Origin of the sequence: Streptococcus sp. HMSC077F03 (assembly GCF_001812375.1) — a bacterium.
GTDB classification, from domain to species: Bacteria; Bacillota; Bacilli; order Lactobacillales; family Streptococcaceae; genus Streptococcus; species Streptococcus oralis_S.
This window is the reverse complement of the sequence record NZ_KV808753.1, coordinates 95,695-115,449: the sequence shown is the minus strand read 5'-3', so window position 1 is coordinate 115,449 and position 19,755 is coordinate 95,695. Positions and strand designations below refer to the sequence as shown.

Here is a 19,755-nt window from a genome sequence, read left to right as displayed (position 1 = left end):
TTTATTAATACTCTTCAAAAATCAAATTCTAACCACGTCAGCGTCGTCTTGCCGTACTAAAGTACTGTCTGCGCCTAGCTTTCTAGTTTGCTCTTTGATTTTTATTGAGTATACCATTATTTTACGACCCATGGCAAGAGCTTTTGTCTATGTGGAGAGATTTGGAGTCTATGTGGTATTTGCTTTTTCTGGTAACATCTGAAATATGGTATAATAGCACTAATCAATTTCTAGGAAAATAGATACAGAAAGGGGCTGAAAGATGTCTCATATTATTGAATTGCCAGAGGTACTGGCAAACCAGATTGCGGCAGGAGAAGTGATTGAACGTCCTGCCAGTGTAGTCAAAGAGCTGGTAGAAAATGCCATTGACGCGGGTTCTAGCCAGATTATCATTGAGATCGAGGAAGCTGGTCTTAAGAAGATTCAAATCACAGATAATGGCCATGGAATTGCCCACGATGAGGTGGAATTGGCTCTCCGTCGTCATGCGACCAGTAAGATAAAAAATCAGGCAGACCTCTTTCGGATTCGGACGCTTGGTTTTCGTGGTGAAGCCCTGCCTTCGATCGCTTCTGTCAGTGTCTTGACTCTGTTGACGGCGGTGGATGGTGCGAGTCATGGGACCAAGCTCGTTGCGCGTGGGGGTGAAGTTGAGGAAGTCATCCCAGCGACTAGTCCTGTGGGAACCAAAGTTTGTGTGGAGGACCTCTTTTTCAATACACCAGCTCGTCTCAAGTATATGAAGAGTCAGCAGGCAGAGTTATCCCATATCATTGATATTGTCAACCGTCTAGGGTTAGCCCATCCTGAGATTTCTTTTAGCTTGATTAGTGATGGCAAGGAAATGACACGAACAGCTGGAACTGGTCAACTGCGACAAGCCATCGCAGGGATTTATGGTTTGGCGAGTGCCAAGAAGATGATTGAAATTGAGAACTCTGACTTAGATTTTGAAATTACAGGTTTTGTGTCTTTACCTGAATTAACCCGAGCCAACCGTAACTATATCAGCCTCTTCATCAATGGCCGTTATATCAAGAACTTCTTGCTCAACCGTGCTATTTTGGATGGTTACGGAAGCAAGCTTATGGTAGGGCGTTTTCCACTGGCTGTCATTCACATCCATATTGACCCCTATCTAGCTGATGTCAATGTGCATCCAACCAAACAAGAAGTGCGGATTTCTAAGGAAAGAGAACTGATGGCGCTGCTTTCAGAAGCTATTTCAAATAGTCTCAAGGAACAAGCCTTGATTCCTGATGCTTTAGAAAATCTTGCCAAGTCGACCGTGCGCAATCGTCAAAAGGTAGAGCAAACTATTCTCCCACTCAAAGAAAATACGCTTTACTATGAAAAAACAGAACTCTCAAAACCTAGTCAAGCTGAGGTGGCTGACCACCAGGTTGAATTAACTGAGGAGGGTAGGGACCTACCCCTGTTTGCTAAAGAAACTTTAGACCAATTGACTAAGCCTGCAAAACTGCATTTTGCAGAGAGAAAGCCTGCTAACTATGACCAATTAGACCATCCGGAGTTAGACTTAGCCAGTCTTGATAAGGCTTATGACAAGCTGGAGAGAGAAGAATCATCCAGCTTCCCAGAGTTGGAGTTTTTCGGACAGATGCACGGGACCTATCTCTTTGCCCAGGGGCGAGATGGACTCTACATCATAGACCAGCACGCGGCTCAGGAACGAGTCAAGTACGAGGAATACCGTGAAAGCATCGGCAATGTTGACCAGAGTCAGCAACAACTCCTAGTGCCCTACATCTTTGAATTCCCAGTGGATGATGCCCTTCGTCTCAGGGAAAGAATGCCTCTTTTAGAGGAAGCGGGCGTCTTTCTAGCAGAGTACGGAGAAAATCAATTCATCCTGCGTGAACATCCTATTTGGATGGCAGAAGAAGAGATTGAGTCAGGTATCTATGAAATGTGCGACATGCTGCTCTTGACCAAGGAAGTTTCGATCAAGAAATACCGAGCAGAGCTAGCCATCATGATGTCCTGCAAGCGGTCTATCAAGGCCAACCATCGTATCGATGACCACTCAGCCAGACAGCTCCTTTATCAGCTTTCTCAATGTGACAACCCCTATAACTGTCCGCATGGACGTCCTGTTTTGGTGCATTTCACCAAGTCGGATATGGAAAAGATGTTCCGACGCATTCAGGAAAATCACACTAGTCTTCGTGAGTTGGGGAAATATTAAGAACACAAAAAGCCATTGTTCCTTTTGAACAAGGCTTTTTAGTTTTTCTAAGATGGGAACTTTGATTGGGTATGGGCAACTTGACACGAGGTTTACACTTGCTTGACAAGACCAGTCCTATAAAAAGTGTTGTGAAAACTGAACTAGGTGATTCAAGGTTTTGTAGAGTCGTCTTTGTTGGAAGGATTCTCAGGACCAATCACCTTATCAAGATAACGTTGTTTGGTTTTGAGAGCCTTGTTGATAGCAACTGCAGACGCAATCAAGAGAACGAAGGTTAGCCAGATCCAAGCAGTGAATTCAGCTGGAAAACTAGAACCAGCCAAAAAGAGATAGATAGCCAGAGCCAAGACGAAAATATAAATCACTTGCCAGAGACCATAGGATTTAGCCTCTTTATAGTATTTGTCCTTGCCTTCTTCCAAGATCACTTGTGAGGCCCCTTTTTCAGAGTTTTCATCCAGTAGTAGATAGTCAGTTGTCACTTGAAAAATCCTGCTTAATTCAATGATTTTTTCGATTTCTGGAAGGACTTGACCAGACTCCCATTTTGAGATGCTTTGCCGAGAAACATTGATTTGTTCTGCTAGCTTTTCCTGGGACCAACCTTTTTCCTTTCTGAGTTCAAATAGTTTTTCTGCGAGTTTCATCATTCTATCCTCCTTTTTCTACCTCTATCCTAACAATTTTTACTTATAATGAGAATACAATCTCCTGTACTATTTGTCAACCAGAGGTTGCACCTTTTGTTGCAGTTTGTCTTAAGGAAATATGGTATACTAGATAGGCAAAATAATGGAGAAAAAACTATGTACGAATATTTAAAAGGAATCATTACCAAAATCACTGCTAAATACATTGTCCTAGAGGCGAATGGTATCGGTTATATCTTGCATGTAGCCAATCCCTATGCTTACTCAGGTCAGGTTAATCAAGAGACCCAAATTTATGTGCACCAAGTTGTCCGTGAGGACGCTCATCTGCTTTATGGTTTTCGCTCAGAAGATGAGAAGAAGCTCTTTCTTAGTCTGATCTCGGTTTCTGGGATTGGTCCGGTATCAGCTCTTGCTATTATCGCTGCCGATGACAATGCTGGCTTGGTTCAGGCGATTGAAACTAAGAATATCACCTACTTGACCAAGTTCCCTAAAATTGGTAAGAAAACAGCCCAACAGATGGTGCTGGACTTGGAAGGCAAGGTAGTCGTGGCTAGTGATGACCTTCCTGCCAAGGTGGCAGTGCAAACCAGCGCTGAAAACCAAGAACTGGAAGAAGCCATGGAAGCCATGTTGGCACTGGGCTACAAGGCAACCGAGCTTAAGAAAATCAAGAAATTCTTTGAAGGAACGACAGATACAGCTGAGAACTATATCAAGTCTGCCCTTAAGATGTTGGTAAAATAGGAGAAGAGTATGCCAAAACGCTGTGGTTGGGTAAAAATGAATAACCCTTTATATGTAGCCTATCATGATGAGGAGTGGGGTCAACCCCTTCATGATGACCAAGCATTGTTTGAGTTATTGTGTATGGAAACCTACCAGTCGGGTCTATCTTGGGAAACGGTGCTAAACAAGCGCCAAGCTTTCAGAGAATCATTTCATGGCTATCAAATTCAGGCGGTCGCGGAAATGACAGATGGAGAGTTGGAAGCCTTGTTAGAGAATCCAGCCATCATCCGAAATCGTGCCAAGCTCTTTGCGACGCGTGCCAACGCCCAAGCATTTTTACAAATCCAGAAAACCTTTGGCTCTTTTGACGCTTATCTCTGGTCCTTTGTTGAGGGAAAAACGATCGTGAATGATGTTCCTGACTATCACCTAGCACCTGCTAAAACAGCCTTGTCTGAAAAATTAGCTAAAGATCTAAAAAAACAAGGTTTCAAGTTCACAGGTCCAGTCGCCGTTTTAGCTTTTCTACAAGCAGCAGGTCTGGTTGACGACCATGAGAATGATTGTGAGTGGAAAAGCGGAAGTTAGTGAGTCCAAGCGTCTAACTATCTGAGAATATAGAAAAAAGCTGAGAAATTCCTCTCAGCTTTTTGATTATATGCTAGTAATTTTTATAGTGCAGTAAGAAATGTCAGTCCACCTAAGACAACGCCGGCTGAGTTTGGAATAATTAGTATCCAATCCTTCTTAGGTTCTTTTGTCCATCCGTAAATAACCCAAATTAAACAAGATACTGCTGCGGATAAAGGCTGAAATGGTTGAGCCTTGTTGCCTTGTAAATTGGCAAAAATTTGTGGGATGTAGGCGATAAATACAATAATCCCGATAAAGGCCCCGATTGAACCGACAATTTGATTTATTTTTTGTTTAGTCATATACACCTCCTTTAAAAAGATATCATAGAAATAAGCAAAATGCAATAAATTCAGACACAAATTGTAACGAAAATCAATACCAAAGCACAAAAATGGAGAAATTGTTTATTTTTTGTTATCGTCAAAGCGAATGACTTGCTCCTGTGCATCTACATAGGCGTGAACGCCAAAGGGAACAATGGCTCTTGGTGTGGCATGGCCAACGTTTAGATTATAGACAATCGGGATATTGTTATCAATGATATCCAATAGTGCTTCCTTATAGTCGTCATAGAAGGTTTCATCCATTGGCTTTCCGACCAAGAGTCCACTGATTACCTCAAATACTCCAGTTTCTTTCAAAGTCTGCAACATTTTTTTGAAATTATCAGGTTCAGGCTTTTCTTCACTTGTTTCCAACAAGAGGATTTTTCCTTTCCAGTCAGATAAGTCAGGAAAAAGTTTGTATTTTTGGCAGAGCTCCGTGCTGTCTGCGTATCGAGAGTTGTCAAAGATATCATAGAGAGATTCAAGGCAACCTCCGAGAATTTCTCCCTCAAACTGGGCATTTCCTTGTAACAAGTCAAAACCTGTATTTACATGACTGACTCGAGCTGTTCCCAGAGCCTTGGGACTAAAATCAGTCCGTTCCTCATACCAAAGGTCGCTAGGGCGGATTTCTGAGATTCTCCCAGTCTCGATCAGTTCTTTAAAGTAGTGGAGGCTATAGGGCAACATTTCTTTGTCTAACTCACAAATGTCCGCTAGAAAGGATTGGCCGTAAAAAGTCTTGATTCCTAGTTTATGCAACATGAGATGGTTCATGGTCGTATCCGAGAAACCGAGAAAAATCTTTGGTTTGATAACCTTTTGTAGTTGGTCATTTTCAAAAAGATAAGGTAGCAAGCGATAGGTATCATCCCCACCGATGGCGCATAGGATCATGTCGATGCTATCGTCCGAAAAGGCCTGCATCAAATCCTCTGCACGCGTCTCGGGATGATCCTTGATAAAGTCCAAGCCCTTTAGCGAATGGGGCAAAAAGATAGGATTGAGTCCCAGATCCTTGAGACGCTGGACACCTAGCTCCACTTCGTGTTTGACAAAGTCTTCTCCAATAATGCCACTAGACAAGCTCACGATACCAATAGTAGAAACCATATCTCATCCTCCTAGAAATTGATTGAGCCTATTTTATCACAAAAGGTGAGAGAAAACTACAATAATGAGACTCAGAAGTGCTATTGAATCTCAAGAAAGCAGGAAAAAAAGCAACCGCCTTTGCAGTTGCTTTTCGTTTTTCTAATCTCTAATCTCACTAGATATGAGTTACTTGGTCAACTCTTGATTATAGGAGAGAGCTAAATCAATCCAGTAAGGAAGTTCTTTTTGACCTTCTATATCTAGGTCTATATAGCCATGATAAGGTCGCCCTCTCATCAATGTAGTATGAGCTCCTGTTCGGGGTAGAACTTGCTTTTCTATTTCTTTGCCAATTCTCACCATAACCAGTTCGTCCTTTCTGGAACTAACTGTAAGGACCATTTTCCCACGAATCATAAAGGCAAGGCCACCAAACAGTTTCTTTTCTTCTAGCTCTTCTTCGAAAATTTGGGGAGGAAGTTTGAGTGCTAGAATTTTTCGAATCTGCTGAGCTAAAGATTGACTATATGCCATAGTTTTTCACTTTTCTTAATAACGTGATGGGCCTGCACTTGCGCTTCGGATATTGAAGCGTTTCTTGAGATAGAAGCGAAGGGCGAGAAGGGCCGCTCCTAGGACAGCCAAAGGCAGTGGAGCAAGGATTGGATTGAGAGCTGCTGGTAGGAAGCTTGTTGCGAAGAAGACAGCCAACCAGAGAAGCATAGCAGCGAGGATGACGAGGATTGATTTCCAGAAAGGAGGGCGCTGGCTACGATCTGTATCTGGACCATAATACTGGTAGACAAAGTAGTACATCAAGTAGAAGGCCACCCCTCCGACAAGTCCAACCAACAAGAGGGTAATCAACCCATAGCCAATAGCTTGGTCTGTAGAGAAGAAGTTGGTCAGAGAGCTAACCAGTGCAAAGAGACTGGTGATAAAAAGGGCTGAGTCCATAATCATGAGTTTTGGATCATCATTTTCCTTAGGATGCTCTTTTTCGTATTGCTCTTTGACAGTGAAGCTATGAGCCCAGTGGGTTGGAGCCCCGTAGAGGGAACGTGCAGTCGTTCCTTTGGCTTGCTCTTCAAGGATTTTAGGAATGACTTCCTCAAAGATAGCCTTGATTTCAGCGTCTGTTTTACCATCTTTGATAAATTGTTGGGTAGCGATGTGGATAAACTCTTGGTTTTTCTTAGTTAATTTTTGTAAATCAATCTGAGACATAGGGATTCCTCTTAGAACCATTTTTTATGGATGAGATAGAGAGTGAGCGAAACACTCATAGCAAAGGCGATAAAGACGATTAACCAGAAGGCGTGTGGCTCGCCATTTAGAGGGATTTCATTATCCTTGAAGTTCATCCCGTAGGCTGAGAAGATCATGGTTGGGACAGACATAACGATGGTCACGAGAGCCAGGGTTTTCATGATGTTGTTCTGGTTATTGGAAATGATAGAGGCAAAGGTCTCTGTCATAGAGTGAAGGACGTTTCCATAGATATCTGCCATCTCAATGGCCTGTTGGGTTTCAATCAGAGTGTCTTCGAGTAGGTCTTCGTCTTCTAGGTATTTCTTGATATTGCTAGTTGCGCTGGTCAATTTCTTAATCACGCGCTCGTTCGTCTTAAGTGAGGCCTTGAAATAGACGATGGTCTTTTCCAATTCCATGAGCTCGATCAGCTCTTCGTTTCGAGTAGACTTGTGAAGTTGACTTTCGATTTGTTCACTCTTACGGTCGATCGAACGAAGGGCCGTAAGGTAAAGTTCGGCGTTGCGGTAGAGAATCTGGAAGATAAAGCGTGAACGCATGAAGGTGTAAAAGTTGCGCAGTCTACGGTTGATAAAGACATCGAGAACGGGGAGGGATTCCAAGCAGGTGGTGATAATGGTTTCCTCGGTGATGATAATCCCCAGCGGAATCGTAACGTAGTAGGTACGATTGTTTCTTTCCTCTGTGATGGGAACGTCCACGATGATCAAAGTATACTCGTCTTCGATGGTAATACGGGACATTTCTTCCGCATCGAGCGGTGCTCGAAGGTCGGCAATGTCAATGTCGAAGGCGTTAGCGATTTCCAGTGATTCATTTTGTGTAGGATTGACGAGGTTGATCCAAGTACCCGGTTCAAGCGTGTCGATCTCTTTAAATTCCGTTGTTGTTGAGAGAAAAACTTGTTTCATATCCCCTATCCTTTCCTACTATTCAGTGATTCATTTTTTGCACCGTACTATTATACTATAAAAACAGCTTTTTGGGTAATAGAATTTCACATTTTTTGGTATAATGGAAAGCAATAATGGACTAGAAAGAACAAAGATGCAAGATAAAATTGTGATTCATGGGGCGCGTGCCCATAACTTAAAAAATATTGATGTGGAGATTCCAAGAGACAAGCTGGTTGTTGTGACTGGTTTGTCAGGTTCTGGGAAATCCAGTCTGGCCTTTGATACCCTCTATGCTGAGGGCCAACGTCGTTATGTGGAAAGTTTGTCAGCCTACGCTCGCCAGTTTTTGGGCAATATGGAAAAACCAGATGTGGATGCTATTGATGGTCTCAGCCCAGCTATTTCCATCGACCAAAAAACGACTAGCAAAAACCCGCGCTCGACCGTTGGAACGACGACTGAAATCAATGATTATTTGCGTCTCCTCTACGCACGTGTGGGGACGCCTTACTGTATCAACGGGCATGGGGCTATCAAGGCTTCTTCTGTGGAGCAAATTGTGGATAAGGTTTTGGAATTGCCAGAACGCCAACGTCTGCAAATCTTAGCTCCTGTCATTCGTAAGAAAAAAGGGCAACACAAGAGCGTCATTGAAAAGATTCAGAAAGACGGTTATGTCCGCGTCCGTGTGGATGGGGAAGTTTATGATGTGACCGAAGTGCCAGAGTTGTCGAAGAGCAAGCAACACAATATCGATGTCGTGGTCGACCGTATTGTCATCAAGGAGGGCATTCGTAGCCGTCTCTTTGATTCCATTGAGGCTGCCCTTCGTATCGCAGAAGGTTATGTCATTATCGACACTATGGACGATTCTGAGTTGCTCTTTTCTGAGCATTATGCCTGTCCAGTTTGTGGTTTTACAGTACCAGAGTTAGAGCCTCGTCTCTTCTCCTTCAATGCCCCGTTTGGCTCGTGTAGTGAGTGTGATGGTTTGGGCATCAAGCTGGAGGTGGATGTTGACTTGGTGGTTCCTGATACCAGCAAAACTTTGCGTGAGGGAGCATTAGCACCTTGGAATCCTATCTCATCCAACTACTATCCAAATATGCTAGAGCAGGCCATGACAGCCTTTGGAGTGGATATGGATAAGCCTTTTGAGGACTTGTCAGAAGAAGATAAAAACTTGATTCTCTATGGCTCAGATGGCAAGGAATTCCATTTCCACTATGAAAATGAATTTGGCGGTGTGCGCGATATCGACGTTCCTTTTGAGGGAGTTGTCAATAATATCAAGCGCCGTTACCATGAAACTAATAGTGACTACACCCGTACCCAGATGCGTCTCTACATGAATGAGCTGACCTGCGGAACTTGTCACGGCTATCGTCTCAACGATCAGGCCTTGTCTGTTCGTGTGGGTGGTGAGCAAGGGCCACATATCGGTGAAATCTCAGATTTGTCTATCGCAGACCATTTGGAGTTGGTGAGCCAGTTGACCTTGTCTGAAAATGAAGCCATTATTGCTCGTCCCATTCTCAAGGAAATCAAGGATCGCTTGACCTTCCTCAATAACGTGGGACTTAACTATTTGACGCTGTCACGTTCGGCAGGAACCCTGTCAGGTGGGGAGAGTCAGCGAATTCGCTTGGCGACTCAGATTGGTTCCAACTTATCAGGTGTTCTTTATATCCTGGATGAGCCGTCGATTGGACTCCACCAGAGGGATAATGACCGCCTGATTGCTAGCTTGAAAAAAATGCGTGATTTGGGCAATACTCTTATCGTAGTGGAACATGACGAAGATACTATGCGTGAGGCGGATTATCTGATTGACGTTGGTCCAGGTGCCGGTGTTTTTGGTGGCGAGATTGTTGCTGCAGGAACACCCAAGCAGGTGGCCCGTAACAGTAAGTCTATTACAGGCCAGTACTTGTCAGGTAAACGTGCCATTCCAGTACCAGAAGAGCGCCGTGCCGGAAATGGTCGCTTTATCGAAGTGACAGGAGCGCGTGAGAACAACTTACAAAATGTCACGGCCCGCTTCCCATTAGGAAAATTCATCGCAGTGACAGGGGTGTCAGGCTCAGGAAAGTCGACCTTGATCAACAGCATCCTCAAAAAAGCCATTGCCCAGAAGCTCAACCGCAATTCAGACAAACCTGGTAAGTTTAAAACGATTACGGGGATTGAGCATGTCGATCGTCTGATTGATATTGACCAGAGTCCAATCGGACGGACACCAAGGTCCAATCCTGCCACCTATACGGGAGTTTTTGACGATATACGTGACCTCTTTGCCCAGACAAATGAAGCTAAGATTCGAGGCTATAAGAAGGGCCGTTTCAGTTTCAACGTCAAGGGTGGTCGTTGCGAAGCCTGCTCAGGTGACGGGATTATCAAGATTGAGATGCACTTCTTGCCAGATGTTTACGTTGCTTGTGAAGTTTGCCACGGAACCCGCTACAACAGTGAAACCCTAGAAGTTCACTACAAGGAAAAGAATATCTCGCAAGTTTTAGATATGACCGTCAACGATGCGGTGGAATTCTTCCAACACATTCCTAAGATTCAACGCAAACTCCAGACCATCAAGGATGTAGGACTGGGCTATGTAACGCTAGGTCAACCAGCTACCACGCTTTCTGGAGGAGAAGCCCAGCGTATGAAGCTGGCTAGTGAACTCCACAAACGCTCGACAGGTAAGTCCTTCTACATTCTGGATGAGCCAACGACAGGACTTCATACTGAGGATATCGCTCGCTTGCTTAAAGTCTTGGCTCGCTTTGTAGACGATGGCAATACAGTCCTCGTTATCGAGCACAATCTAGATGTTATTAAAACAGCAGACCATATCATCGACTTGGGACCTGAAGGCGGTGTTGGTGGTGGAACTATCATCGCAACAGGAACCCCAAAAGAAGTAGCGGCCAATGAAGCCAGCTACACAGGACAGTATTTGAAAGGAAAGTTAAAATAAGATTTAAAAGGCTCTGCTTTTTTAGGCAGAGTCTTTTTTATAATAAATCACGAATTTTTTCTTTTATAAATGGGTTAAGAGAATAGTGTTTATCCAGATATTCTAGGAGTGCTTGAGCAGACTCAGAAATGCGTTCGTAACCTTGCAAAAAGTGAGGCAATTGCTTGGCTTCCTTTGGATAACCTTCTTCAAATCGTCTGTTGGTATTAAAGATATCTATAAAATTAGATTTAGAAGTTGTTTCCAAACTGATTAGTTCAGTCCAAAGCTTGACGGCTCTGTTTTGTATTAAATCATAAGCAGCTAATTTTTCGCCTCGCTGATAGCGACCTAGCCCTAAATATAGATTACATAAAATTTCTCCCAACAGCCATTCACGGTCTCTGTTATCTTTTGATGGCAGTCTTTGTGGCTGACAGATTGTTTCATCAAAACCGACCTCCTTCCAGATAATCTTGCCTTCAGAGAAGGGAATGTTTACTAGTTCGTGAGCTTCAAAGACAGCAAATTCACAAAAAACATCATCTTCAAATAGAACTTTATGTCCGTCCACTGTATTTTGGTAGTGAAATGCAATTGGTTCTAGCTTACTTAACCAGGTTAGGTCTTGGATATAGGTCTGCTTGTAGCCATCTTTTACAATAACAAAGAAGTCTAAATCTGAGTACTGATCCAATCGTTCTCTTTCTGTTCCGCAAGAACCAAGTGCCAGCAAAGCTAGTGCTTGGTTCGAATCTTTTAGAGACTGACCAATCTCATCTAGTCTTTGTAACAGCAATTCTGTTTTATTCATATCGATACCTCGTTCTTTCTTGTTTAACAGAAATTATACATTAAGCGCTTTCAAATGTCAATTTTATCTAATCCTAGCTATATAGATTGTATTATTTTCGGTATTTTTTTGCTATAATAAATTAAATCATTTTACGGAGGTTTTCTCATGTTATCAAGAGTTGAAAAATTTGAAGCAGCATTGGCTCAGACAGAGTGTGATGCTGTCCTAGTAACCAATCTGAAGAATATCTACTATCTGACTGGTTTCAGCGGGACAGAGGCGACAGTTTTCATTAGCAAGTCGCGTCGGATTTTCCTGACGGATGCGCGCTATACCCTGATTGCCAAGGGCGTGGTTGAGGGCTTTGATATTGTGGAAACGCGAGATGCGGTTGGTGAAATTGCTAAAATTATAGCGGACGACAAGCTGGAAAAAATTGGCTTTGATGACGAAATTTCCTATGCTTACTTCAAGATGCTGGAAAGTGTGTTTGCTGGTCATGAGCTGGTTCCAATGACTGGTTTTATTGAAAATCTGCGGATGATCAAGGATGAGCAAGAAATCGCAACCATTCGTAGGGCCTGCCAGATTTCGGATCAAGCCTTCCTAGATGTACTGGATTTTATCAAGCCCGGTGAGACGACTGAGCTAGCCGTTATGAACTTTTTAGATGCCCGTATGCGCCAGCTAGGTGCTTCAGGTGCCTCTTTTGACTTCATCATCGCTTCGGGCTACCGCTCTGCTATGCCACATGGAGTGGCTAGTGACAAGGTCATTCAAAATGGTGAAACCCTGACCATGGACTTTGGTTGCTACTACAATCACTATGTCAGCGATATGACGCGGACTGTTCATGTGGGACAGGTGACAGATGAGGAGCGGGAGATTTATGATATTGTCCTGCGTAGCAATCAAGCTCTGATAGAAGCGGCTAAGGCTGGTCTCAGTCGGATCGATTTTGACAGGATTCCTCGTCAAATTATCAACGATGCAGGCTACGGTCCTTACTTCAGCCACGGGATTGGACATGGGATTGGTCTGGATATCCATGAAATTCCTTACTTTGGCAAGTCAGAAGAGCCAATCAAGGCTGGTATGGTCTTGACTGATGAACCGGGTATCTATATTGAAGGTAAATACGGGGTTCGTATCGAAGATGATATCCTGATTACAGATAACGGTTGTGAATTGTTGACTCTAGCGCCGAAGGAATTAATTGTTATTTAAGAAAATTAAGATAAATCATTGACTTTTATATTTTAAAGGTTTATACTGATAGACGAAAACGGTAGGTGAGGCTACCATAGGGATACGGATGACTACCGCAAAGCAGTGGAGACACTACTCGTTGGTCAACAGTCCTGGTCGCGAAGGCCAAGACTAAGCTCATTACATCGCCCTATGGAGTTAAAGCTTGAACGAAAAAACAGATAATTAGTTTTTTAATCCTGCCATTTTATGGTGGGATTTTCTACTGTTTTAGAACAAGGAAAGGAGACAAACGATGCAAATTGACGATCATCCAGAACCGCACATACACAGCCAATCGCTGATTTGTGTCGTTCTGCCCTTATAAAGTGATTGGTCTCTGTGTATGAAACATATCATTCATACAGATAGGAGAAACCAATGAAAACTACAAAAGAAAGATTAGCAACAGCTATTCATACACCTTTAAAAGAAACTTTATCTTTTTATAAGACAAGTCTAACAGGCTTGACTGAGGAGCAGGTGGAGAAAAATCGTGACCTATATGGCGAAAACACCATCACCAAGGGTCAAGAAGACAGTATCCTCAAAAAGATTTACGAATCTATTATCAATCCATTTACAATCATCCTGCTGGTCATCGCTATGATTTCCATGGTGACCAATGTCTGGTTGGCGAAGCCTGGACAAGAAGATCCGACGACTTCTATCATCATCGTCGTTCTCGTTCTAATCTCTGGTGGCATACGCTTTGTCCAGGAACTGCGGAGTGACAAGGCTGCGACCAATCTATCAAAAATGATTGTGAATACAGCCACAGTTATCCGCGAAGGCCAGAGTTTAGAGGTCGCAATTGAAGATTTGGTCGTTGGAGATATAGTCAAATTAAGTGCTGGGGATATGATTCCAGCAGACCTCATTTTAATTGAATCACGTGATTTCTTTGTTCAACAGTCTGGTTTGACAGGTGAAAGTGACTCGGTTGAAAAACTAGCCTTGTCAAAAATGAGTCAGTCAAATTTTGATAGTCTGCTAGAAGCAGAAGCGCTCGCTTTTATGGGAACCAATGTGATATCAGGAAGTGCTAAGGCTTTGATTCTAGCGGTCGGTGATGACACCATGATGGGAGAAATCGAGCAGACTCTCAATACCTATGACGAACCGACCTCTTTTGAACGGGAGATGAACAGCATCTCTTGGCTCTTGATCCGTTTGATGTTAGTCATGGTTCCCATCGTGTTTCTCTCCAATGGCTTGACAGATGGCGACTGGCTGGAAGCAGGTGTGTTTGCACTGAGTGTTGGTGTTGGATTGACACCTGAGATGCTTCCTATGATCATCACGGCCAGTTTAGCAAAAGGCTCCATTATCATGGCCAAGGAAAAAGTCGTCATCAAAAAACTCAATGCCATACAGGACCTAGGTGCTATTGATATCCTATGCACGGATAAAACCGGAACCCTTACCCAAGACGAAATTGTCCTTGAATATCCTTTGGATATACATGGAGATTTGGACTTGTCTGTGTTGAGACGGGCCTACCTCAATTCCTATTTTCAAACGGGATTGAAAAACTTGATGGACCGTGCCATTATCAGTAGAACTGAAAAAGAAGCTAAAGAACACGCTATTCTACAAAATTTGGATACTAGCTTCCAAAAAATAGATGAATTGCCCTTTGATTTTGAACGCAGACGGATGAGTGTCATCGTCAAGGATGAGAACGAAGTTGTTAGTTTGGTAACCAAGGGTGCTCTAGAGGAAATGCTTGCGATTTCAACCCATGTGGAATATCAAGGTCAGATTAGTCCTTTGACGGATGATATCCGAGTGGAAATCTTAAAAGAAGTAGATCAACTTAATCAACAGGGATTGCGAGTCTTGGGAGTTGCCTATAAAACAGGCCTAAAAGAAGGTTTTGCTTACTCCGTTGAAGATGAAAAAGAGATGATTCTAACAGGCTATCTTGCCTTTCTAGATCCACCAAAACCATCCGCAGCACCTGCTATCCAAGCTTTGTTAGAACACGGTGTTCAAACAAAGATCTTGACGGGAGACAATGAAAAGGTAACCCAAGCAGTTTGCGAAAAAGTTGGTCTAGACGTTGATCAAATCTTGTTGGGTTCTGATATTGATGCCATGACGGACGAAGAGTTGGCCCAAGCAGTTGAGAGGGTGACTGTCTTTGCAAAGCTCTCTCCGGATCAAAAAGCACGAATCATTTTACAAATCAAATCGAATGGACATTGTGTCGGCTATATGGGAGATGGAATCAACGATGCCCCTTCTATGAAAGTGGCAGATGTGGGGATTTCTGTTGATACAGCAGTAGATATTGCCAAAGAAACGGCTGATGTCATTTTGCTAGATAAGGATTTGATGGTGCTTGAAAAAGGTCTGGTTGAAGGACGCAAAGTCTATGCCAACATGACCAAATATATCAAGATGACGGTCAGCTCTAATTTCGGGAATATTCTGTCACTCTTAGTGTCTGGTATCTTTTTACCTTTCCTCCCTATGGCTCCGATTCACTTGATTGTGTTAAACCTCGTCTACGACCTTTCTTGCATTGCCTTGCCATTTGATAATGTAGATGAAGACTTTTTGAAGCATCCCCATAAGTGGGAAGCCAAGTCTATTACTCGTTTTATGATTTGGATGGGTCCGATTTCTTCTGCCTTTGATATTTTGACCTTTATCTTACTCTATTTTGTCATTGTTCCAATGGCGACAGGTCAAGCTTATGCTCACGGAGCAGAGGCTGCAACGGGCTTTATCATCTTGTTCCAGACAGGTTGGTTCATTGAATCCATGTGGTCCCAAACCATGGTTATCCATATGCTTCGTTCAGCAAAACTTCCTTTCTTACAAAGTCGTCCATCATGGTTTGTTCTTGGAACAACCTTGCTAGCAGCTAGTTTTGTGACCTTCCTTCCCTACTCTTCAATTGCTAGCCTGCTTCATTTAACCCCTTTGGAACCAATTTATTTCCTCTTTTTGCTTTTGATTATCGTTCTCTATATGATAAGTGTTACAGTTGTGAAACGATTGTATATCAAAAAATTTAAAAGTTGGTTATAAATTGATTTTGTCAAGAAAAAAGTACGAAAATCGCGAAAAAAGTTAATTTTTTTTAAAAATAGGTCGCAAGTCGGATGTTTTTTATGGTATAATAGACTAAACTGATAGTAACATGTAGCGAAAGGGGTAGGTACATGATCAAAATTTATACAGTCTCAAGTTGTACTAGCTGTAAAAAAGCGAAAACCTGGCTCAATGCCCACCAGTTAAGTTATAAAGAACAAAATCTCGGTAAAGAAGGAATTACAAGAGAAGAGTTATTAGATATTCTCACGAAAACAGATAATGGAATTGCCAGTATCGTTTCGTCAAAAAACCGCTACGCTAAGGCACTTGGAGTTGACATCGAGGATTTGAGTGTCAATGAAGTGCTCAACTTAATCATGGAAACACCACGGATCTTAAAGAGTCCGATTCTCGTTGACGAGAAGCGCCTACAAGTCGGCTATAAAGAAGATGATATCCGTGCCTTCTTGCCACGCTCTGTCCGTAATGTAGAAAATGCAGAAGCACGTCTACGTGCAGCTCTATAAAACATCAAGGCTGGGAGTGACTCCTGGCCTTGTTTGCTCTTTTGTTTTAAAATCATGTGAGGAATTATGAAAAAGTTACTAATTGCTAGTTTTGCTCTCCTCTTTTTGCTTGCGGGATGTGGGCAAAAAAAGGAAACTCCTGCTGCTTCCACAACAGCATCTGACCCCATCCAATCCAACCTTCCCGTTTTGGACAATGCCGAAAAGAATACGGTTGTCACCAAGACCTTGCTGATGCCGAAGTCAGAAAATGGAACGCAGCAGATTCAGACCATTACTTATAAAGGCAATCAGTTTTTGACCTTGACCATCCAGCAAAAACGACCTGTCGGGGATGAACTCAAGACCTTTATCTCTGAAAATGGCCTAGAGGAGACGCAAAAAGCGCTTCTAGAAGCGGAAGAAAAGGATGAGACCATCCAAGAGGCACGCAAACTAGCAGGATTCAAACTGGAAACCAAGCTACTCAGCGAGACAGAAATCCAGACGACAACGACTTATGATTTTCAAGTATTGGATGTCAAAAAGGCATCTCAGCTGGAATATTTAAAAAATATCGGCCTTGAAAATCTCTTAAAAAACGAACCTAGCCAATATATTGCAGATAGAGTGGCAAATGGGGCGACAGAACAATAGAAAATCCAAATTAATCGACTGACTTATTTGTAGAACGTCAGGGAATGTGCTATAATAGTACTATTCTAAGGAAAGAGGGTGTTAGAATGGGATTTACTGAAGAAACTGTACGGTTTAAATTGGATGATTCCAATAAGAAAGAAATTAGCGAAACGTTGACAGACGTCTATGCTTCTTTGAACGACAAGGGCTACAATCCGATTAACCAGATCGTCGGTTATGTATTGAGTGGTGACCCTGCCTACGTTCCTCGTTATAACAATGCGCGAAATCAAATCCGTAAGTATGAGCGTGATGAAATTGTTGAAGAATTGGTACGCTACTACCTTAAGGGACAAGGAGTCGATCTATAATCTATGAGAATTATGGGATTGGACGTCGGTTCAAAAACAGTAGGGGTGGCGATTAGCGATCCCCTAGGCTTCACCGCTCAGGGACTTGAAATCATCCAGATTAATGAGGACCAGGGCCAGTTTGGTTTTGACCGGATCAAGGAATTGGTTGACAGCTATAAGGTAGAACGCTTTGTAGTTGGTCTGCCTAAAAACATGAACAATACCAGTGGACCGCGGGTAGAAGCTAGTCAAGCCTACGGAGCAAAATTAGAGGAGCTTTTTGGTTTACCAGTAGACTATCAAGATGAGCGTCTGACGACTGTCGCTGCGGAACGTATGCTGATTGAGCAAGCAGATATCAGTCGTAACAAACGCAAGAAAGTTATTGATAAGTTGGCTGCTCAGCTGATTTTGCAAAATTATTTAGATAGAAAATTTTAAGACAGAGGAGAAACTATGTCACACGATCACAACCATGATCACGAAGAACGTGAATTGATTACACTTGTTGATGAACAAGGAAATGAAACTTTATTTGAAATCCTTTTGACCATTGATGGAAAAGAAGAATTTGGTAAAAACTATGTTCTGCTAGTGCCAGTTAACGCAGAAGAAGATGAAAATGGTGAAGTTGAAATCCAAGCTTACTCATTCATCGAAAATGAAGACGGAACAGAAGGCGAATTGCAACCAATCCCAGAAGACTCAGAAGACGAATGGAACATGATTGAAGAAGTCTTCAACAGCTTTATGGAGGAGTAAAAATATCCGGGGGATATTTTTACCCCAGTTCCTTGAAATAAGAGAGAACTGGTAAATCTGGGTCTGGGAGACTGTATCAGCCCAACTCCCAGAAATTGGAGAGAGTTGGAACGTCCGGGGAACGTTTTTAGCCCAGTTCCTTAAAATAAGAGAGAACTGGTATGTCTGGGAGACTGTATCACCCCAACTCCTAGAAACTAGAAAGAGTTGGAACATCCAGTGGATGTTTTTAGCTCACGTTGAAATTCATAGTAGCTAGTGATTAGCTAACCAGGTAAGAGGTCGGGATTTTAGTCCCGACCTCGTTTTTTATTTGTAATCATACTTTGATGCGGTAGTTGATTGGACTTTTGTTAAGGAGACATGTATGTTTGAAGTAGAAAAATGGCTGCATAGTCGGATTGGTTTAAACTTTAGATCTGGACTTGGACGAATGCAACGAGCGGTGGATTTGTTGGGGAATCCTGAGAAGACATATCCTATTATCCATGTAACAGGGACTAACGGTAAAGGGTCAACTATTGCTTTTATGAGGGAGCTGTTTGTTGCTCATGGTAAAAAAGTTGGTACTTTTACCTCTCCTCATATCATCAGTATCCATGATCGAATCTGTATCAATGGACAACCGATCGCGGAGGAAGACTTTGTCCGTATAGCTAACCAAGTCAAAGAGATGGAGAAAACTCTCTTAGAAACGCATGATCAATTGTCTTTCTTTGAGTTGTTGACCTTGATTGCCTTGCTTTACTTTAAAGAGCAGGGAGTGGATTTGGTTTTGCTAGAAGTGGGGATAGGTGGTCTACTTGATACTACTAATGTCGTAACAGGAGAGATTGCAGTTATTACTTCCATTGGGCTAGATCATCAGGAGACCTTGGGCGATAATCTGGAGGAAATAGCCGAGCAGAAAGCTGGCATTTTCAAGGCTGGCAAGAAGGCGGTCATTGCCAAGCTTACTCCAGAAGCGGAGCTTGTCTGTCAAAATACAGCAAGAGAGTTAACTGTGGATCTCTATCAAGCTGGGCGAGACTTCTCCTTGAATGCTGGGGATTTTTCAAGTAGCCTAGCGAGTTTTTCACAACTTGAAATCAGTTTGGAAGGTGTTTATCAGCAAGAAAATGCTGCCTTGGCTTTGGAAACTTTTCTTCTGTTTATGGCGTCAAGAGGTGAAAGGGTCGAAGAAGTGCTTGTCAGACGGGCCTTGCAAGAGACCCACTGGGCAGGTCGATTGGAACGGATTCGTCCGCAAATCTACCTAGATGGGGCTCACAATCTGCCAGCCTTGACTCGTCTAGTTGAGTTTATCCAAGGGAAAATCCAGCAAGGTTATCAAATTCGCATTCTTTTTGGCGCCCTTAAACGCAAGGATTATCAGGGGATGCTAGGCTATCTATCTAAGCAGTTGCCTGAGGTGGAACTTAAGATAACAGGCTTTGACTACCAAGGCTCTCTGGATGAAAAGGATGTGGTAGGTTACGATTTGATTTCTTCCTATGGCGATTTTATCAGAGAATTTGAAGATAAGGCCAATGGCCAGGACCTGCTTTTCGTGACGGGTTCACTCTACTTTATCTCAGAAGTCCGAGCGAGTTTGGTAGGAAGCGACGAGATTAGTTGACCTT

Annotated in this window: 19 protein-coding genes and 1 riboswitch; of the genes, 12 read left to right on the top strand and 7 right to left on the bottom strand. The window is 42.8% G+C overall.

Going from position 1 to position 19,755, the window contains the following annotated elements; translation table 11 throughout:
* The first annotated feature begins 262 nt into the window (after positions 1 to 262).
* The gene (mutL, locus tag HMPREF2853_RS01500; RefSeq protein ID WP_070534633.1) at positions 263 to 2,212 is read left to right on the top strand and encodes a DNA mismatch repair endonuclease MutL; all 1,950 of its coding nucleotides are present in this window, start codon (positions 263 to 265) and stop codon (positions 2,210 to 2,212) included.
* 152 nt (positions 2,213 to 2,364) lie between these two features.
* On the opposite strand, the gene HMPREF2853_RS01495 is transcribed toward mutL, so the two are convergent.
* On the bottom strand, positions 2,365 to 2,862 hold the full coding sequence (locus HMPREF2853_RS01495; protein WP_049500311.1) for a helix-turn-helix domain-containing protein: 498 nt from the start codon (positions 2,860 to 2,862) through the stop codon (positions 2,365 to 2,367).
* 159 nt (positions 2,863 to 3,021) lie between these two features.
* Here HMPREF2853_RS01495 and ruvA point away from each other — a divergent pair, with 159 nt between their 5' ends.
* A complete protein-coding gene (gene ruvA, locus HMPREF2853_RS01490; RefSeq protein ID WP_000273410.1) occupies positions 3,022 to 3,615 on the top strand; it encodes a Holliday junction branch migration protein RuvA in 594 nt (197 codons plus the stop codon).
* A gap of 9 nt (positions 3,616 to 3,624) precedes the next feature.
* The gene (locus tag HMPREF2853_RS01485) at positions 3,625 to 4,188 is read left to right on the top strand and encodes a DNA-3-methyladenine glycosylase I (protein WP_001126057.1); all 564 of its coding nucleotides are present in this window, start codon (positions 3,625 to 3,627) and stop codon (positions 4,186 to 4,188) included.
* 83 nt (positions 4,189 to 4,271) lie between these two features.
* Here HMPREF2853_RS01485 and HMPREF2853_RS01480 read toward each other — a convergent pair whose 3' ends face one another.
* The 5 genes from HMPREF2853_RS01480 to HMPREF2853_RS01460 all read right to left on the bottom strand — a co-directional run bounded on the left by HMPREF2853_RS01480 (position 4,272) and on the right by HMPREF2853_RS01460 (position 7,840).
* Positions 4,272 to 4,535, bottom strand: coding sequence for a SemiSWEET family transporter (locus HMPREF2853_RS01480; protein ID WP_000166112.1), 264 nt, complete (start codon positions 4,533 to 4,535; stop codon positions 4,272 to 4,274).
* A gap of 105 nt (positions 4,536 to 4,640) precedes the next feature.
* Positions 4,641 to 5,675 (bottom strand): S66 family peptidase, encoded by a 1,035-nt coding sequence (locus HMPREF2853_RS01475; RefSeq protein WP_049500307.1) that lies wholly within the window; start codon positions 5,673 to 5,675, stop codon positions 4,641 to 4,643.
* Positions 5,676 to 5,843: 168 nt separating this feature from the next.
* Entirely contained in the window at positions 5,844 to 6,191 is a 348-nt protein-coding gene (locus HMPREF2853_RS01470) for a TfoX/Sxy family protein (protein ID WP_000331822.1), read from the bottom strand.
* A 15-nt stretch (positions 6,192 to 6,206) separates the two neighbouring features.
* Positions 6,207 to 6,884, bottom strand: a complete 678-nt coding sequence (locus HMPREF2853_RS01465; RefSeq protein ID WP_049500305.1) for a DUF1129 domain-containing protein — start codon at positions 6,882 to 6,884, stop codon at positions 6,207 to 6,209.
* 11 nt (positions 6,885 to 6,895) lie between these two features.
* Positions 6,896 to 7,840, bottom strand: a complete 945-nt coding sequence (locus HMPREF2853_RS01460) for a magnesium transporter CorA family protein (RefSeq protein WP_000815620.1) — start codon at positions 7,838 to 7,840, stop codon at positions 6,896 to 6,898.
* A 136-nt stretch (positions 7,841 to 7,976) separates the two neighbouring features.
* On the opposite strand from HMPREF2853_RS01460, the gene uvrA reads away from it, so the two are divergent.
* Positions 7,977 to 10,802: an excinuclease ABC subunit UvrA gene (gene uvrA, locus HMPREF2853_RS01455; RefSeq protein ID WP_070534632.1), complete on the top strand. Its 2,826-nt coding sequence runs from the start codon at positions 7,977 to 7,979 to the stop codon at positions 10,800 to 10,802.
* Between the two features lie 37 nt (positions 10,803 to 10,839).
* On the opposite strand, the gene HMPREF2853_RS01450 is transcribed toward uvrA, so the two are convergent.
* Positions 10,840 to 11,595, bottom strand: coding sequence for a hypothetical protein (locus tag HMPREF2853_RS01450; protein ID WP_001043929.1), 756 nt, complete (start codon positions 11,593 to 11,595; stop codon positions 10,840 to 10,842).
* Positions 11,596 to 11,742: 147 nt separating this feature from the next.
* Here HMPREF2853_RS01450 and HMPREF2853_RS01445 point away from each other — a divergent pair, with 147 nt between their 5' ends.
* The 8 genes from HMPREF2853_RS01445 (at position 11,743) to HMPREF2853_RS01410 (ending at position 19,751) form a co-directional block, all read left to right on the top strand.
* Complete coding sequence (locus HMPREF2853_RS01445) at positions 11,743 to 12,804, top strand: M24 family metallopeptidase (RefSeq protein ID WP_000952764.1); 1,062 nt, start codon at positions 11,743 to 11,745, stop codon at positions 12,802 to 12,804.
* Positions 12,805 to 12,859: 55 nt separating this feature from the next.
* Positions 12,860 to 13,011, top strand: a riboswitch (M-box (ykoK) riboswitch).
* Positions 13,012 to 13,206: 195 nt separating this feature from the next.
* Positions 13,207 to 15,867: a magnesium-translocating P-type ATPase gene (mgtA, locus tag HMPREF2853_RS01440; protein ID WP_070534631.1), complete on the top strand. Its 2,661-nt coding sequence runs from the start codon at positions 13,207 to 13,209 to the stop codon at positions 15,865 to 15,867.
* 134 nt (positions 15,868 to 16,001) lie between these two features.
* Entirely contained in the window at positions 16,002 to 16,400 is a 399-nt protein-coding gene (gene spx, locus HMPREF2853_RS01435) for a transcriptional regulator Spx (RefSeq protein ID WP_000591165.1), read from the top strand.
* A gap of 66 nt (positions 16,401 to 16,466) precedes the next feature.
* Positions 16,467 to 17,036, top strand: a complete 570-nt coding sequence (locus HMPREF2853_RS01430) for an SP0191 family lipoprotein (RefSeq protein ID WP_000734685.1) — start codon at positions 16,467 to 16,469, stop codon at positions 17,034 to 17,036.
* An 86-nt stretch (positions 17,037 to 17,122) separates the two neighbouring features.
* A complete protein-coding gene (locus tag HMPREF2853_RS01425) occupies positions 17,123 to 17,389 on the top strand; it encodes an IreB family regulatory phosphoprotein (protein WP_000507059.1) in 267 nt (88 codons plus the stop codon).
* A 3-nt stretch (positions 17,390 to 17,392) separates the two neighbouring features.
* Positions 17,393 to 17,812, top strand: coding sequence for a Holliday junction resolvase RuvX (gene ruvX, locus HMPREF2853_RS01420; protein WP_002876031.1), 420 nt, complete (start codon positions 17,393 to 17,395; stop codon positions 17,810 to 17,812).
* 15 nt (positions 17,813 to 17,827) lie between these two features.
* Entirely contained in the window at positions 17,828 to 18,133 is a 306-nt protein-coding gene (locus tag HMPREF2853_RS01415) for a DUF1292 domain-containing protein (protein WP_000017624.1), read from the top strand.
* Positions 18,134 to 18,500: 367 nt separating this feature from the next.
* On the top strand, positions 18,501 to 19,751 hold the full coding sequence (locus tag HMPREF2853_RS01410; protein ID WP_070534630.1) for a bifunctional folylpolyglutamate synthase/dihydrofolate synthase: 1,251 nt from the start codon (positions 18,501 to 18,503) through the stop codon (positions 19,749 to 19,751).
* Positions 19,752 to 19,755: the final 4 nt, after the last annotated feature.

Coding starts and splice junctions, on each gene's coding strand:
- HMPREF2853_RS01450 (WP_001043929.1), bottom strand. CDS start 11,595: ATGAATAAAACAGAATTGCTGTTACAAAGACTAGATGAGATTGGTCAG.
- ruvA (WP_000273410.1), top strand. CDS start 3,022: ATGTACGAATATTTAAAAGGAATCATTACCAAAATCACTGCTAAATAC.
- HMPREF2853_RS01475 (WP_049500307.1), bottom strand. CDS start 5,675: ATGGTTTCTACTATTGGTATCGTGAGCTTGTCTAGTGGCATTATTGGA.
- spx (WP_000591165.1), top strand. CDS start 16,002: ATGATCAAAATTTATACAGTCTCAAGTTGTACTAGCTGTAAAAAAGCG.
- ruvX (WP_002876031.1), top strand. CDS start 17,393: ATGAGAATTATGGGATTGGACGTCGGTTCAAAAACAGTAGGGGTGGCG.
- HMPREF2853_RS01495 (WP_049500311.1), bottom strand. CDS start 2,862: ATGAAACTCGCAGAAAAACTATTTGAACTCAGAAAGGAAAAAGGTTGG.
- HMPREF2853_RS01415 (WP_000017624.1), top strand. CDS start 17,828: ATGTCACACGATCACAACCATGATCACGAAGAACGTGAATTGATTACA.
- HMPREF2853_RS01465 (WP_049500305.1), bottom strand. CDS start 6,884: ATGTCTCAGATTGATTTACAAAAATTAACTAAGAAAAACCAAGAGTTT.
- uvrA (WP_070534632.1), top strand. CDS start 7,977: ATGCAAGATAAAATTGTGATTCATGGGGCGCGTGCCCATAACTTAAAA.
- mgtA (WP_070534631.1), top strand. CDS start 13,207: ATGAAAACTACAAAAGAAAGATTAGCAACAGCTATTCATACACCTTTA.
- HMPREF2853_RS01485 (WP_001126057.1), top strand. CDS start 3,625: ATGCCAAAACGCTGTGGTTGGGTAAAAATGAATAACCCTTTATATGTA.
- HMPREF2853_RS01445 (WP_000952764.1), top strand. CDS start 11,743: ATGTTATCAAGAGTTGAAAAATTTGAAGCAGCATTGGCTCAGACAGAG.
- HMPREF2853_RS01425 (WP_000507059.1), top strand. CDS start 17,123: ATGGGATTTACTGAAGAAACTGTACGGTTTAAATTGGATGATTCCAAT.
- HMPREF2853_RS01470 (WP_000331822.1), bottom strand. CDS start 6,191: ATGGCATATAGTCAATCTTTAGCTCAGCAGATTCGAAAAATTCTAGCA.
- HMPREF2853_RS01430 (WP_000734685.1), top strand. CDS start 16,467: ATGAAAAAGTTACTAATTGCTAGTTTTGCTCTCCTCTTTTTGCTTGCG.
- mutL (WP_070534633.1), top strand. CDS start 263: ATGTCTCATATTATTGAATTGCCAGAGGTACTGGCAAACCAGATTGCG.
- HMPREF2853_RS01460 (WP_000815620.1), bottom strand. CDS start 7,840: ATGAAACAAGTTTTTCTCTCAACAACAACGGAATTTAAAGAGATCGAC.
- HMPREF2853_RS01480 (WP_000166112.1), bottom strand. CDS start 4,535: ATGACTAAACAAAAAATAAATCAAATTGTCGGTTCAATCGGGGCCTTT.
- HMPREF2853_RS01410 (WP_070534630.1), top strand. CDS start 18,501: ATGTTTGAAGTAGAAAAATGGCTGCATAGTCGGATTGGTTTAAACTTT.